At 47.6% G+C, this 13,850-nt stretch carries 15 protein-coding genes; 6 read left to right on the forward strand and 9 right to left on the reverse strand.

What is annotated here, in order from left to right; genetic code table 11:
• The first annotated feature begins 70 nt into the window (after nucleotides 1–70).
• Nucleotides 71–490 (forward strand): nucleoside-diphosphate kinase, encoded by a 420-nt coding sequence (ndk, locus tag ACKU41_RS03560; RefSeq protein ID WP_319779806.1) that lies wholly within the window; start codon nucleotides 71–73, stop codon nucleotides 488–490.
• A gap of 1 nt (nucleotide 491) precedes the next feature.
• Nucleotides 492–1,295 (forward strand): pyrroline-5-carboxylate reductase, encoded by an 804-nt coding sequence (gene proC, locus ACKU41_RS03565; protein WP_319779808.1) that lies wholly within the window; start codon nucleotides 492–494, stop codon nucleotides 1,293–1,295.
• Between the two features lie 231 nt (nucleotides 1,296–1,526).
• Here the strand turns inward: proC and cbiB are convergent, their stop codons facing one another.
• The 9 genes from cbiB to rsmA all read right to left on the reverse strand — a co-directional run bounded on the left by cbiB (nucleotide 1,527) and on the right by rsmA (nucleotide 11,020).
• Nucleotides 1,527–2,486, reverse strand: coding sequence for an adenosylcobinamide-phosphate synthase CbiB (cbiB, locus tag ACKU41_RS03570; RefSeq protein ID WP_321404192.1), 960 nt, complete (start codon nucleotides 2,484–2,486; stop codon nucleotides 1,527–1,529).
• Nucleotides 2,487–2,694: 208 nt separating this feature from the next.
• Nucleotides 2,695–4,452, reverse strand: coding sequence for an RNA polymerase sigma factor RpoD (gene rpoD / locus ACKU41_RS03575; RefSeq protein WP_319779810.1), 1,758 nt, complete (start codon nucleotides 4,450–4,452; stop codon nucleotides 2,695–2,697).
• On the reverse strand, nucleotides 4,439–6,178 hold the full coding sequence (dnaG, locus tag ACKU41_RS03580) for a DNA primase (protein WP_321404193.1): 1,740 nt from the start codon (nucleotides 6,176–6,178) through the stop codon (nucleotides 4,439–4,441). Before dnaG ends, rpoD begins: the two co-directional genes overlap by 14 nt.
• 98 nt (nucleotides 6,179–6,276) lie before the next feature.
• Nucleotides 6,277–8,586: an endonuclease MutS2 gene (locus ACKU41_RS03585; RefSeq protein WP_319779812.1), complete on the reverse strand. Its 2,310-nt coding sequence runs from the start codon at nucleotides 8,584–8,586 to the stop codon at nucleotides 6,277–6,279.
• 126 nt (nucleotides 8,587–8,712) lie between these two features.
• Nucleotides 8,713–9,159, reverse strand: a complete 447-nt coding sequence (locus tag ACKU41_RS03590) for a GatB/YqeY domain-containing protein (protein ID WP_319779814.1) — start codon at nucleotides 9,157–9,159, stop codon at nucleotides 8,713–8,715.
• A 3-nt stretch (nucleotides 9,160–9,162) separates the two neighbouring features.
• A complete protein-coding gene (gene rpsU, locus ACKU41_RS03595) occupies nucleotides 9,163–9,363 on the reverse strand; it encodes a 30S ribosomal protein S21 (protein WP_015336888.1) in 201 nt (66 codons plus the stop codon).
• A gap of 151 nt (nucleotides 9,364–9,514) precedes the next feature.
• Complete coding sequence (locus ACKU41_RS03600; RefSeq protein WP_319779815.1) at nucleotides 9,515–9,691, reverse strand: hypothetical protein; 177 nt, start codon at nucleotides 9,689–9,691, stop codon at nucleotides 9,515–9,517.
• 17 nt (nucleotides 9,692–9,708) lie between these two features.
• A complete protein-coding gene (locus tag ACKU41_RS03605; protein WP_015336886.1) occupies nucleotides 9,709–9,981 on the reverse strand; it encodes an HU family DNA-binding protein in 273 nt (90 codons plus the stop codon).
• Nucleotides 9,982–10,231: 250 nt separating this feature from the next.
• On the reverse strand, nucleotides 10,232–11,020 hold the full coding sequence (gene rsmA, locus ACKU41_RS03610) for a 16S rRNA (adenine(1518)-N(6)/adenine(1519)-N(6))-dimethyltransferase RsmA (protein WP_321404201.1): 789 nt from the start codon (nucleotides 11,018–11,020) through the stop codon (nucleotides 10,232–10,234).
• 197 nt (nucleotides 11,021–11,217) lie between these two features.
• Here rsmA and ACKU41_RS03615 point away from each other — a divergent pair, with 197 nt between their 5' ends.
• From ACKU41_RS03615 to mtnP, 4 genes are all read left to right on the forward strand, one after another.
• Entirely contained in the window at nucleotides 11,218–11,682 is a 465-nt protein-coding gene (locus ACKU41_RS03615) for a hypothetical protein (RefSeq protein ID WP_319779818.1), read from the forward strand.
• 160 nt (nucleotides 11,683–11,842) lie between these two features.
• Entirely contained in the window at nucleotides 11,843–12,340 is a 498-nt protein-coding gene (locus tag ACKU41_RS03620) for a hypothetical protein (RefSeq protein ID WP_321404202.1), read from the forward strand.
• A gap of 93 nt (nucleotides 12,341–12,433) precedes the next feature.
• Complete coding sequence (locus ACKU41_RS03625) at nucleotides 12,434–12,946, forward strand: adenine phosphoribosyltransferase (protein WP_319779821.1); 513 nt, start codon at nucleotides 12,434–12,436, stop codon at nucleotides 12,944–12,946.
• 85 nt (nucleotides 12,947–13,031) lie between these two features.
• On the forward strand, nucleotides 13,032–13,778 hold the full coding sequence (gene mtnP / locus ACKU41_RS03630; protein WP_321404204.1) for an S-methyl-5'-thioadenosine phosphorylase: 747 nt from the start codon (nucleotides 13,032–13,034) through the stop codon (nucleotides 13,776–13,778).
• Nucleotides 13,779–13,850: the final 72 nt, after the last annotated feature.

A 13,850-nucleotide genomic window follows, 5' to 3' on the forward strand; every position in this document is an offset into this window, starting at 1 on the left:
TTCCCGTTCAGGGTTAAACCTGAGTAATGCGAAAATCCGCAAAAAAGAATACACTTGGAGGACTTAAACAATGAGCGAACTTACTTTTTCCATCATCAAACCTGATGCAGTTAAAGCCGGCAAAATCGGCGACATCCTGAAAATGATCTCCGATGCAGGTCTTAAGATCAAGGCAACCAAGATGATCCACATGACTCAGACACAGGCTGAAGGTTTCTACGCTGTTCACAAAGAGCGTCCCTTCTTCGGCGAACTGGTCGAGTTCATGATTTCCGGTCCCTGTGTGGTTTCCGTTCTTGAAGGCGAAGACGCTATCAAACGTTACCGTGACCTCATGGGCGCCACTAACCCCAATGAAGCAGCAGAAGGCACCATCCGCAAGGCTTTCGGCGCTGGAATCGAAGCTAATGCTTGCCATGGCTCCGATGCTCCTGAAACCGCAGCCATCGAAGTACCTTACTTCTTCAGCAACCTCGAAATGGTAAACTAAAATGACTACAAAAGTTGGATTTATCGGCACAGGCAATATGGGCGCCGCCATAATCAGAGGATTGGCTGGCAACGACAGCATCAACCTGCTAGGTTCCGACCTTAACAAAACGGCACTTAACGCCCTAGCCGAAGAGACCGGGCTCATTCAATGTGAGACTCCCCGTGACCTTGCCAGGGAATCCGACTTCATCGTGCTGGCGGTCAAACCACAGCACGCTCCCGCTGTTCTGGAAGAAATAGCTCCTGAACTCAACGAGTCCAAATGCATTATCTCCATTGCCGCAGGCCTGACCGTACAGAAGCTCAAAGAATCCTGCGAAAACCGCTGTCCTGTTGTCAGGGTAATGCCCAACACTCCCGCTCTGGTAAATGCGGGTGTGTTTGCAGTCTGCATTGATGACAGCCACCTCAGCGAAGAACAGGCAAACTTCACTCGCGAGATGTTCACCCCTCTTGGAGATGTCTACGTGCTGGCGGAAAACCAGTTCGACACTTTTACCGGTGTTATCGGATCCGGACCGGCCTATGTCTTCTATTTCATTGAAGCCATGATCGAATCCGCGGTTGAGCTGGGATTACCCCGCGAGCAGGCCACAGCTATGGTCCAAAAGTTGTTCGAAGGTTCCACCAAACTGGCGCAGGAAAGTAAATTCCATGTCAGCCAGTTACGTGAAATGGTCACCTCCCCCGGAGGAACAACCGTCAAAGCCCTTGTACATCTGGACCGCACTGCTACCCGCGCAAACATCATTGATGCGGTACGCAAAAGCTATGAGCGGAGTGTGGAACTCGGGAAAAAATAAAAATGCATCCGGCGTCTGGGGAAGGGAACCTTTTAAAAGAGCTTCCCTTCCCCAGACCTATACCTTCAAAACATTTTAATGGTTTTGATCAACAAACCCCGGAACGGCATGTAATATTTACGAAAAAGGAGATTTGAATTATTTCAAATCTCCTTTTTTATTAACATGAAAAAACCGGAATCCCGTATGCACGGAATTCCGGTTCGTTGTCAGCATTATAGCTGATTAATTTTAGTGTACTACCTGAGAAGCCCAGACCATTACAAAGTAAATGTCGAGCAGTACGGCAGTAAAGATTGCGGTGGTCATAACCAGAGAACCGAGTCTCTTCAGCTTCAGGGAAGTCCATTCACCAGCCTCGGGACCGATGACAGGCTTTTCTTTTTCTTCACCGAAATAAACAGCCTTGCCGCCCATGGAAGCACCGAGCAGCCATGCTGCGGGAGCCATGGACCAACCGGCGTTGGGGCTTTCGGTCTTGTTGGCATCATCGATCAGGTTATCATAAGCTGATTCCCAGTCGAACTTCATGATACGACCAGCAGCAAGCATCATGAATCCGGTTATGCGTGCGGGGATGAAAGCAAGAATATCGTCAGCTTTTGCTGCATAGCACCCGAAATCCTTGTATTCTTCATTTTTGTAGCCCCACATGGAATCCATGGTGGAGATAGTCTTGTAAACCCACATGCCCGCAGGGCCGGTTACGACAAGATAAAAGAAAGGAGCAACGAAGCCGTCAGTCAGGTTTTCGCTGGTAGATTCTGCAAGAGCTTTACGCAGACCGTTTTCGTCCAGATCGGAAACATCACGACTGACAAGTTCTGCAATTGCAGAACGAGCGTCTTCAATTTTGCCGCTATCCAGAAGGGAGGCTGCATTCTTATGCTCTTCAAGCAGGGAACCGAGGGCCAGACCTGCGTAAGCAAGGTACAGGGCAATCAACACACCGATAAAGGGGATTGCCAGAAAAATCTTGAGTACGCCCCAGACCACTATTGCGAAAACCAGTACACCCAAGCCGCCCATAATTTTACGGGACATGCCGGTGGAATAAACCCAGTTTTTATACTTGTCCAAAGCCATTCCGATATACCGTACGGGATGGGGGAACCACTTGGGATCTCCTAAAACGAGATCAAGGACAAGTGCGATAACAGGTACAAGAAACAAAACAGTAGAATTGTCCATCAGATATTTATCCTCAAGTCTTAAAGCGTTTCGACCGGAAATATTAATTCCGGCATACAGGGACAGCCGGGGGCAAGAATCTCACTATTCCACCCTTTACAAGGATAATAGAACCCCGCGTCCGATCCTTCCCACAGAACCGGACGTTTGCTGACTCTCCATCATATAAAAAAGCGGCACAGACAACAATCCGTACCGCTCTCTTATTTTAATTTTCGTAGTAGGAACGCAGTAATGCACTCCGAACAGGGTGGCGCAGTTTCCTGAGGGCTTTGGCCTCAATCTGCCTGATACGCTCACGGGTGACGTTAAACAATTTACCGACTTCCTCAAGAGTATGGTCGGATTTTTCTCCAATACCGAACCGCTTACGCAGAACCTGTTCCTCACGGGGAGTCAAGTCTGAAAGAACGGTTGCGATCTGTTCACCTAGTTTGGTGCTGACCACTTCTTCGGCAGGCGCTGCAGCCTTTTTATCTTCAATAAAATCGCCGAGACTCGAATCCTCTTCATCACCGATAGGTGTTTCAAGGGAAATGGGTTCCTTGGCGATCTTGAGAACTTTCTTAACCTTCTCAAGCGGATAATCCATACGCTCGGCAATCTCTTCCGGGGAAGGATCGCGTCCCAGTTCCTGCACAAGGTAACGGGAGGTACGGATGAGCTTGTTGATAGTCTCGATCATATGGACCGGGATACGGATTGTGCGGGCCTGATCCGCAATAGCGCGGGTAATGGCCTGCCTGATCCACCATGTGGCGTATGTGGAAAACTTATACCCACGCTGGTATTCGAATTTATCAACCGCCTTCATCAGACCTATGTTACCTTCCTGAATCAGGTCGAGAAACTGCAGTCCGCGGTTGGTATATTTTTTGGCAATGGAAACAACAAGACGAAGGTTGGCCCGGATAAGTTCCTGCTTAGCACGCATCGCGCTACGGTTACCGTGCTTGATTCGCCAGAGCACTTCCTCAAGATCATGAACATTGTGACAACATTTATCCTGCAGGCGGACCAGAATCTCCATTTTACCGGAAATCATTTCCTTAAAGGAAAAAAGCTCGTCCACAGTAAGCCCCAATTCATCTGAGGCAGCCACAGGATTGATTTCACGAGCATCGATCTGCTTGAAAAGATCCTTGATCTCCTGCTGGGTTTTCCCGGTGGAGAGAATGTAGGCGGAAAGGTCACGCTGGCAGTTATGCATCTGCCTTACGTAGTCACCTACGGTCTCAATGATCTGGTCAATGAGAGTCTTTTCAATCTTGATGTCACGCAGTCTTTCGACAATATCCTGCTTGTAGGCGACAATCTCGTTCTGCTGCTTGGCGACCTTTTTGTCGAGACGGGCGCAGTCGTCGAGCTTGCCGTACAAACTTTTCTTTTTATTGTAGAGCTTCTTGACTTCATCAAGAAGGAAGATGACTCGCTGACGCTGGTTCATCTCATCTTCGCTGGGGTCGTCTTCCTCAATGGTTTTAACGACGTCCTTCAGCTTGATGCGGGATTCGTCAAGATCTTCACCGACGCTGATAAGTTCTTCGATAGCCACAGGGATTTCAACCAGAGCATAAAGAACTTCCATTTCGCCGTTTTCAATTTTCTTGGCGATGACAACTTCGCCCTCACGGTCAAGTAAGCCCACAGCCCCCATCTCGCGCAGATACATGCGGACAGGATCAGTGGAACGGGAAACGTAATCTACGCTTTCCTCTTCACTTTCGGTGAGATCAATTTCATCATCATTGTCCACCCCGGCATCCATAATTTTTTTGCCGTCTTCGGGTGTATTGACGATCGCAATATTCAACTGGTCGAAAATCTTGATAACATCGTCAAGCTGATCGGCCTTGTTGAACTCGGCAGGCAGAGCCTTACCCAGCTGTTCAAAGGTCAGAAACCCCTGTTTCTTACCCTCAGAAATCAGAGTTTTAATCGCCTGAATATCCTTAATGTTGCTCATCATCCCTCCATACAGAGTCGTTCAGGACTTTAAGATACGCGTTTACGCGTTCGGTATCGCCTTGAGCCTGAGCACGGCGCAAGGCATCGGTGAGCTTTTTTCGGCCCATATCGTACCGCCGCCGGGCAATTACCTTACAGACATGTCGCCATTCATCTTCCAGTTCTTCGCCGGACAGAGCTTCCTCCATCCTGCAACCGGCATAGAATCTTTTTTCAGAATCATCGAGTAACGGGATAATGTCCTGCCCGCTGTGAGCCACAATTTTAGACCACAGTGTTTTGCCCCAGTGCGAGGTCAGGACCTGAGCTACTCCCCTTTCCGATAATTCGACAACATATTCTGGATGCTTTACCGCATACCTCAAGAAATATTTATCATCTTTAACCTGGCCCCCCACCGGAGTCGCAGCACTTGGTTGCTGTCTCAGAACAGAATTCTGCTGCTGCGGAACCGGCCCGTTGAGGGCACCGGAAAAAACCGACCTTAACTGCGCTTCAGCCACCCCCAGGCCGGATGCGACCTTGGGCAGATAAAAAGCACGCAAAGACGCACTGGCCATCCCCTTCAGGAACCCCTGCGCCCATTCCATAACTTCACGGGGAGAAGCCCCCGTCTGCAATGTTTCCAGACTGAATTCCAGACCGTCACGGGCCTGATCCAGAAACACTTGAAACCCTTCGGCCCCATCGGCCTGAAGGATACTATCCACATCCTCACCATCAGGGAGGACGACTACACCGCAGGAGACACCCTGCGTAAGAATCATTTCAGTACTGCGCAGGGCCGCTTTCAGCCCGGCTGCATCACCGTCAAAAACAAGGTTGATTTTTGAACAAAACCCCGAGAGCCGTTTTACCTGATCCGGGGTAAGTGCCGTTCCCAGCACCCCGCATGAATTAGTATATCCGAACTGGTGCAGAGAAATTACATCCATGTAACCTTCGGTCAACAAAGCCTGCTTGGTGCGGGCTATAGAGTTCCGGGCCGTTGAAAGGCCATACAGGTGCTCTCCCTTTTTATAGATGGGAGTATCACTGCTGTTTAAATACTTCGGTTCTCCATCAGTAATTATTCTTCCGCCAAAAGCAATAACCCTTCCCGATAAATTTGTTATGGGAAAGATCAACCTTGCACGAAACCGATCATAGGTCCGCCCTTTGGCGTTCTGAGAAAGCAGTCCGGCCTTGACTCCCTGTTCGGTTGTATAACCCTTGGAAATCAAAAACTTTTCCAATCCCTGCCAATCATCGGTACTACACCCCAGACCGAAAGATTCAACCACAGAGGGATCCATCCCCCTGCCTTCGAGATATTTTCGGGCTTCACGCCCTTCCGGAAGCTTGAGCATACGGCTGAAATACTTGGCCGCATGTTCATGCATATCCATGAAAATTTTACGTTCCGAGCTTCTTTTAGCTGCCTGCGGGTCCACTTTGCCCGGGGTGAGCTCCACCCCGGCTTCTGCAGCAAGCTGCTCAAGAGCATCCTTGAATTCAATCCCGTTGATATGGGAATAAAAATCAAAAATATCCCCGGACGCCTGACAACCGAAGCAGTAAAAAAAACCTTCTTCGCCGTTAACACTGAAAGAAGCTGTCTTTTCATTATGAAAAGGACAAAGTCCCATCCAGCGCCCGGAAACAGGTTTCAGTTCTACATACCTGCGCACGATATCGACTATGTCAAGGCGATCTTTGATGGCTTCTATGGCAGCTCTATCCAAAGGTCCCTCCATAACAGCGTCGAAATATTTCGAACCAGCTGAAATAATGCATAATCACTACGCCAGAACATCCATAGCACGGCATGCAATAATTTGCACTATACTAATTCGACCTCAGTCATCCCGTCGCCGCCCCGATCTTCCGGAGCAAGGCTGTACCCGGCAACCGCAGGGTTACCGTCAAGAAAGATATGCACTTCACGGCGCAAAGCACCAGTCCCGCGACCATGAACAATTTCAAGCTCGGTAGCCCCGCGTAATAAAGCCTGATCAAAGAAACGAGCCAGCTCGCTGATAGCCACATCTGCCCGTTTTCCACGCAGGTCAACCTTAAGGGTCATTTCACCTTTAGGTGCTTTTGTGTCATCTTTTTCGATAACCTGACGTACTTTTTCCTGCACAGCCTTTTTCCCGACAGGACCAAGCTGATCAGCGGGAATCCACATAGCTACGCCATCCATATCAACTTTTACCCGCTTTTTGCGATCGTCTTTTTCCAGAACAATGCCTTTACGGTCCCAGCTGATATTCAAAATGGGCTTGCCGACCTTGATATCTTCAAAAGAAAAAGGTTTCACGTCAGGCGTTGCTTTTTCATCGCCACCAATGGAGCCACGGGCCTCAGAAAGTTTTTTCAAAGCCTGCTTACGTCCGATCTTCCCGTCCTGCCACTCTTTAAGCACATTCTGAGCCTGCTTTTTCACATCCGCAAGCACAGCAAGGCGTTCACGCTCAAATTTTTCTTCCAGCTTGGCGCGTTTGGACTCCAACTTGGCCTTGATGCGATCCATTTCTTCAAGCTCTTTCTCGCGAGTGACCGCAAGTTCGTTGAGCCTGTTCATAACTGAACCGGAATCGGAACCTTCCATGAGCAGGTATTGCTCAGCCTTAGCCAGCAAAGACTCAGGAAAGCCGTGCTCTCTGGCAACATCCAAGGCAATGGAAGCCCCGACCTGATCGTATGCAATTGAAAAAAGCGGCTTCTTGGTAGAAGGATCAAAAAGCACACTGGCTGCACGAACACCTTCAGTCACAAGAGCGTAAGTCTTAAGCGCCGGAAAATGCGTTGCCGCGAAACAAGTCACCCCGTTTTCCAGCAGTCCGTCCACCACAGCCTGCGCAAGGGCCGCACCCTGTGCCGGATCAGTACCTGAACCGAATTCATCAAGAATAAACAGAGTTGAAGAATCCATTGCTTCCCAAATACGGCTGATAGACTGAATCTGGGCTGAAAAAGTACTTACGTTATCCTCAAGAGATTGCTCGTCACCCATGATGACAAAAATTTCTTTGAACAGCGGCAGCACGGAACCTTTTTCCACCGGGACAGGAATTCCGCTGAAAGCCATGGCGGAAAGGAGCCCCACAGTCTTCAGGCAGACAGTCTTACCGCCGGCGTTACCACCGCTGATAATGAGTACTTTCTGTTCTGTGGGCAACTCGATATCGAGAGGATGAACCCCGCCTTCAACAGCAGCAAGCAAAGGATGACGAGCACCCTTAAGATCAAAACCGGAACCTGACTGTACATCCACGGCCACAGCTTTCACAGCTGCTGCGAAGTTGATCTTGGCCTGAAGGACGTCATAATCAACCAGAAAACCATACGCAGCCACACACTGGTCATACTCAGACCGGACCAAACCGGTAAGATAAGTCAGAATCTTGAGCTCTTCGGTTCTTTCCTGCTGCTTGAGTTCCTGCATGGTGTTATTCAATTCCACGAGGAACATGGGTTCAAAATAACAGGTTTCGCCGGTATTGGAATAATCGTGAACAATCCCCTGCAGGCGGCCCTTGAAATTTGTTTTCAACGGCAGAACATAGCGGTCATTAGTGATGGTCATGAAATCATCCTGCAGAAAACGGGAAATATCTTCTCCGTGGATGAAATCACGAACTTTCTTGGAGCAACGCTGGTGCAGGGACCGGATTGACTGACGGATATCGTAAAGCTCAGGAGAGCTTTCATCCTTGATGTTACCGTCCTGATCAAGGCAGCGCTTGAGACCGGAAAAAGTCTTTTCAGGCCAGCTTACACCTTCGAGAAATTCAAGAATTGTATCCCACTCTCGCTTCTCGGCAATCTCAAGAGCTTCCTTGAGAGTGCGGGCCTGTCCAAGAGTCTGAACCAGAGCATAAAGGGCATCCGCATCAAGCACATTGCTGGGCTTGACCAGGTACTGGAACAATCCTTCCAAAGGAGGAAAAGTGCCGAGCCTGAATCCGCTTTCTCTAACAAAATTCTGGCCCTGCCTGAAAAATCGTGCTGTAGAATTGATGGAATCTGCATTATCCATAGGCAACAGGGCCAGACAAGCCTCTGCGCCTGATGTGGAAACACAATGGCCGGAAAGGACATTCAGAACTTTCGGAAATTCAAGTAGCTGGAGAGATCTTGGCTCCATGGGATTCCAGTGTAGAAAAGTGTTTAATCATGCATCCCGCTGAACCGGGATACCAATACAGAAAAAACGGCAAACAGCCCCGGAGAAACTCCGGGGCCTGCCGTTAAAATTCAGCTTAAGCTGATATCAGGAGAGACGGGCGCGAACAAGGCCGCTGACGACCTTTCCGTCAACCTGTCCTTTATAAGCTTCAGTGATGGCTTTCATCACCTTGCCCATATCCTGCATGGATGATGCGCCGAGATCGGCAATCGCTTTATCTATGGCAGCGGCAACTTCCTCTTCAGAAAGCTGCTCCGGCATATAGCCGGACAGGGCTTCGACTTCAACAGCCTCTATTTCGGCCAGCTCCGGACGACCGGCAGCATTGTACTGCTCAATCGAGTCCTTACGCTGCTTAATCTGCTTTGCAACAAGATCAAGTACGTCGTCGTCGGAAAGGGCATCCCCTTTCACTTCAACAATGCGATTTTTGATGGCAGTCTTGAGATGCCTCAAAACTGTCTTCTTAACATCATCTTTGGCCTTGTAGGCCGCAATGTAGTCTTTATCAATCTGCTCAATGAGACTCATATACTAACCCATTGACATTTTGCGCATTTTTTTAATGAGCCTTTTGCGGGCAGCAGCTTTTTTCTTCTTGCGCTGTACGCTGGGCTTTTCATAGTGCTGACGCTTCTTGAGTTCAGAAAGAACTCCAGCCTTTTCAACCTGCTTCTTAAAGCGGCGAAGAGCTATTTCAAAGTTATCAGAATCTTCGAGATAAACACCGGGCAATCAAATCACCCCCCTGAATTAATCTCGCACAAAAATGTGCGGAAGAGATTTTTATTAACCCTAAAAACGACTCAACGTCAAGGATATTTCCAAAAAAAATTCAGCATCTACATATGCAGATGCTGAACGAAAAATCACTTGAAAAGTGAAATTAGTGAGCAGCGGTATCCTTTTTGGAATCCATCCATGCCTTTACAGCACAGTAAGCCATTCCGGCACCGAGAATACCGAGAACAACGTAAAGGACGCCGAAGAAAATAAAATGATCGGGCTGCCACCAAGGAAGATCCATCGGAAGAGGACTATGAACAGTTTCACCATGCAACATAATTCAAATCTCCTTGACTACTTTACAGCGTCTTTAAGAAGCTTACCGGGACGAAACTTTACAACCTTGCATGCGGGAATCTTGATTTCTTCACCGGTGCGGGGGTTACGTCCTACGCGTTCTTTTCTTTCATCAACCTGAAATGTTCCGAAACCTGTAAGAGTCAGTTTTCCTTCATTCACGAGAGTTTCTTCCACTGTATCCAGAAAATAATTCAGGCAACGCTCTGCATCAGCTTTGGTCATACCTGCTTTTTCAGCAATTTTAACCACCAGTTCAGCCTTTGTCATCAGTCCTTCCTCCTTGAAACGGAAAATGATTATTGCGGCACGTTATCGTGCCTGGCACTAACCTCGCTAAAAAGCGAGAGTTGGGTTCATAATACTTGCGACGGAAATATTCCCGTTCTGCAATTTGTTTTGCTAACACCCACGGACGTTTAAAACAAGCCCCCTATCCCGCATTTTCCTTGGAAATAAAGCAGAATCGCCAGATCAAACGTCCTTGATGAAAATCTAAAACAAAATTTTAGCCAACAAGTCAAGAGGGAAAATCGTTTTTAACGCATTTATAGAGACTCTGAAATTGCAGTGGTGACAAGGCTTCAGGGCGATCTTTGAGCGTAACCCCCTCAGCTTCAGCCCACTCATGCACAGAGTCAGAAATGAATGATTTCAATATCTTACCCAATTGCTTGCGCCTATACTGAAAACAGTATTTGACCAGCTTGGCAAGCCCTTCAATATCACTGGGTTTTTCCTCTTCAGGCAATGGGAAAAATTTTATTACAGCCGAGTCGACCTTGGGTTTCGGCTTAAAAACCGTGGGAGGAACCTTGAAAAGGTAATCCGTTTTGCAGAAACTCTGCACCCAGACACTGATTGCTCCATATTTTTTCGACCCCGGACCTGCAGTGATGCGCTCCGCAACTTCATGCTGAACCATGAAGACACAAACTGCACTGCATTGTGCCGCAATATCCCACATGATTTTAGATGCCACATTGTATGGCAGATTCCCAACAATCTTCCAGTTTTTTTCAGGATCAAGCCCGGCCCAATCAAATTTCAAGGCGTCCTCAAGCTCAACCGATGCTTGCGGATAATCCTCCTCCAATGCCGGAGCGAGATCGCGGTCTTTTTCAATCAAGGTAAGACTTTCAGGACCTGCTTCAAGAATAAATTTTGTCAAAGCACCCTGCCCCGGACCAATCTCAATAATTGAATCTTTCTCTGTAATCTTGAGGCTATCTACAATTTTACGTGCTATATTGGCATCTTGCAAAAAATTCTGCCCAAGGCTTTTCTTAGCTCTGTGTCTTGTCTGCACAAAAAACTCCACTTATATTTTAAAAAAAACGACCTTAGCTTCTGAATGGTGTATCAGGCAAGTCTGAGGTTGCCCGGACTTCCTGTCAACGGCCTTATTTCTGCAGGCCTATATCCCTAAAAGCCCTAAAGTTTCCTCAAAAACTACCGAACCATATGATACAATTGATTATAACACCTGAAAAAGAGGTTATTTATATGAGTTTTAACTTTCGTATCGGCGCCGACGCGCAACAATCATACGCAGTTTCAACCGCACAGACCAATGCGTTGCAAGAAACGGAAAATGAAAAGACAAGACTGACCATGGGCCAAGACAAAACCGGGGATACTATTTCCATTTCCCAACAGGGCAAAGATAAACTTGCTGCCATGCAGGCAGGATCTCAGTCTTCGGAATCAACCGACAGCAGTTCCGACCCAAGCTCAAACATTGATCAACAGATCGAGAAGGTCAAAGAACAGATTGAAAAAGTCAAGGAAGAGATAGAAGAACTGCAAAAGGACCCGGAAAAGAACAAAGACCAGATTTCCGCCAAGCAGAATGAATTGATGCAGCTGCAAGGCCAGATCGTTGAGCTGCAAGAGCAACAGAACAAAGCATCCGGCACCAGCTCCAAGGGTGGAACCCGCGCTGAAGGCATGGGCAACTCCCTGACATAGACAGTATTTTAAATATTTTTAGCACCCCATCCAGACAAGTTCTTGGTGGGGTTTTTATTTTTAAAATCTACCTATCGCAAAAAAACCTTAAGTCAATATAAAGATGTTACACTTTTAGTCGATATTAATAACATGACCACCCACGCCAAGAGAGGTAATTATGGGATTCGATCTAAAAGTTGGAACAATGACGGCAGACCAAATTGATAACTCAACTTTCAAAATGACCCCAATCAAAACCGAGGAGGACACTACAGCTCCTGATAAATCAACACTTAAAATCAAAACCGGGGACGGGGACTCGGTAAATATATCAGCAGAAGGCCTCAAAAAATCAAATGAGGTCAATGAAAAATCAGCCAAAGAAGTCGCCAGTGAGGTTTCTAAAGAGAACGATACAGAGGAAATGATAAGAAAAAAAATCAAACAACTGGAAAAAGAGCTCAAAGAATTAAGACAGAATCCTGAACAAAATAAAAAAGCAATAGAGATGAAAGAGCAGGAACTGCAACAATATCAAGGAATGCTCTTGGACATCCTCAACAAAAGGAAAGGAGCGGAAAGCTCAGGTGGAGTTGGAGGCGGAACCCCTGCTCAATCAATTGACAGCTCATTAACAGAAGTACCCAAGGGAATGTTGTGCGAAGTACGTTTTTAATCTCATAAACAGGTAACTACTGAATCCTCCACCTTTGACAAAGTGTACAAAAATACATAAGCAAATTTTTTAAATAACCGATGGAGGAAATTCATGAACCTGAGGGATTATATACGCGACGTACCCGACTTCCCCAAGGAAGGAATCGTATACTTTGATATTACCCCGCTTTTGGCTGAGCCTAAAGCTTTTCAATATACTATCGACAAGTTGGCAGAACGTTTTGCCGATTACAAAGTTGATAAAATCGCTGCAGCAGAAGCACGCGGTTTCATCTTCGGAGCACCTCTTGCCAGTAAGCTCGGCATCGGGTTTGTGCCTATCCGTAAGCCCGGCAAACTGCCTTATGAGACAATCTCCGTAAGCTACGATCTTGAATACGGGACAGACAACCTGAGCATGCACATAGATGCAGTTGCCAAGGACGAAAAAGTCCTGCTCATCGACGATGTTCTCGCCACGGGCGGAACAGCAGAAGGGATGGTCAAACTGGTGGAAAAAGCCGGCGGAACAGTTTCCGCCATGGGCTTCATTGCCGAGTTGAGCTTCCTTGACGGGAAAAGCAAACTCAACGGCATTGATACCAGCAGCCTGATCCAGCTCTAATCAAGATAAGTCAGAACTCCTGCCGCAGATCACTGATCGCAGCAGGAGTTTTTCTTTTTTACATTCGCAGACAAGGATAAAACCCATGGCAATAATCGGCATCATCGGCGGCAGCGGTCTGGATAATCCTGATATTCTGAAAGATGCTAAGGATTCGGATGTTTCCAACAAATGGGGCACACCGAGTTCTCCCGTAAAGTCCGGAACCATAGCCGGAAAAGAGGTTCACATTATAGGACGCCACGGACGCGAACACACCATCCCGCCCACTTATGTAAATAACCGGGCCAATATACAAGCCCTTAAAGACCTCGGCTGCGACTGCATCCTTGCAACCACTGCCGTAGGGTCACTGCGTGAGGAAATCGACCGGGGGCATCTGGTTATCATTGACCAGTTCATTGATTTCACCCGCAAACGGGAACTCACCTTTTTTGAGAAGTTTGAACCGCATGCTCCGGCCCACACTCCCATGGCCGAACCGTTTGATGCGGATCTGCGCACTAAAATGTACTCAGCATGCAAGGAACTCGGGGTTACCGTTCACGACAAAGGCACAGTCGTAACCATCGAAGGTCCCCGTTTTTCCACTCGCGCTGAATCACATATGTTTCGCGCATGGGGAGCGGATATCATCAATATGTCCACAGCTCCCGAAGCCATTCTCGCCAACGAAGCCAGAATTCCTTATGCAGCCGTAGCCATGTCCACTGATTACGATTGCTGGAAAGCCGACGAAGCACCAGTCACATGGGATGACATTCTCGCTATTTTCAAGGCTAATGCCGAGAACGTGACTTCCATGCTGATCAAGACTATTGAAATGATTTAATACCTCCGGTAGCCCTTCGGGGACCAAAGAACCCTTTTGAAAAAAGGCTCTCTGGACTCTCCTAAAACTTTT

The organism is Maridesulfovibrio sp., assembly GCF_963678865.1.
In the GTDB taxonomy this organism is placed as follows: Bacteria; Desulfobacterota; Desulfovibrionia; order Desulfovibrionales; family Desulfovibrionaceae; genus Maridesulfovibrio.

Coding starts and splice junctions, on each gene's coding strand:
- ACKU41_RS03620 (WP_321404202.1), top strand. CDS start 11,843: ATGGGATTCGATCTAAAAGTTGGAACAATGACGGCAGACCAAATTGAT.
- ACKU41_RS03615 (WP_319779818.1), top strand. CDS start 11,218: ATGAGTTTTAACTTTCGTATCGGCGCCGACGCGCAACAATCATACGCA.
- ACKU41_RS03625 (WP_319779821.1), top strand. CDS start 12,434: ATGAACCTGAGGGATTATATACGCGACGTACCCGACTTCCCCAAGGAA.
- ACKU41_RS03600 (WP_319779815.1), bottom strand. CDS start 9,691: ATGTTGCATGGTGAAACTGTTCATAGTCCTCTTCCGATGGATCTTCCT.
- mtnP (WP_321404204.1), top strand. CDS start 13,032: ATGGCAATAATCGGCATCATCGGCGGCAGCGGTCTGGATAATCCTGAT.
- rpoD (WP_319779810.1), bottom strand. CDS start 4,452: ATGAGCAACATTAAGGATATTCAGGCGATTAAAACTCTGATTTCTGAG.
- ACKU41_RS03585 (WP_319779812.1), bottom strand. CDS start 8,586: ATGGAGCCAAGATCTCTCCAGCTACTTGAATTTCCGAAAGTTCTGAAT.
- ndk (WP_319779806.1), top strand. CDS start 71: ATGAGCGAACTTACTTTTTCCATCATCAAACCTGATGCAGTTAAAGCC.
- proC (WP_319779808.1), top strand. CDS start 492: ATGACTACAAAAGTTGGATTTATCGGCACAGGCAATATGGGCGCCGCC.
- ACKU41_RS03590 (WP_319779814.1), bottom strand. CDS start 9,159: ATGAGTCTCATTGAGCAGATTGATAAAGACTACATTGCGGCCTACAAG.
- cbiB (WP_321404192.1), bottom strand. CDS start 2,486: ATGGACAATTCTACTGTTTTGTTTCTTGTACCTGTTATCGCACTTGTC.
- ACKU41_RS03605 (WP_015336886.1), bottom strand. CDS start 9,981: ATGACAAAGGCTGAACTGGTGGTTAAAATTGCTGAAAAAGCAGGTATG.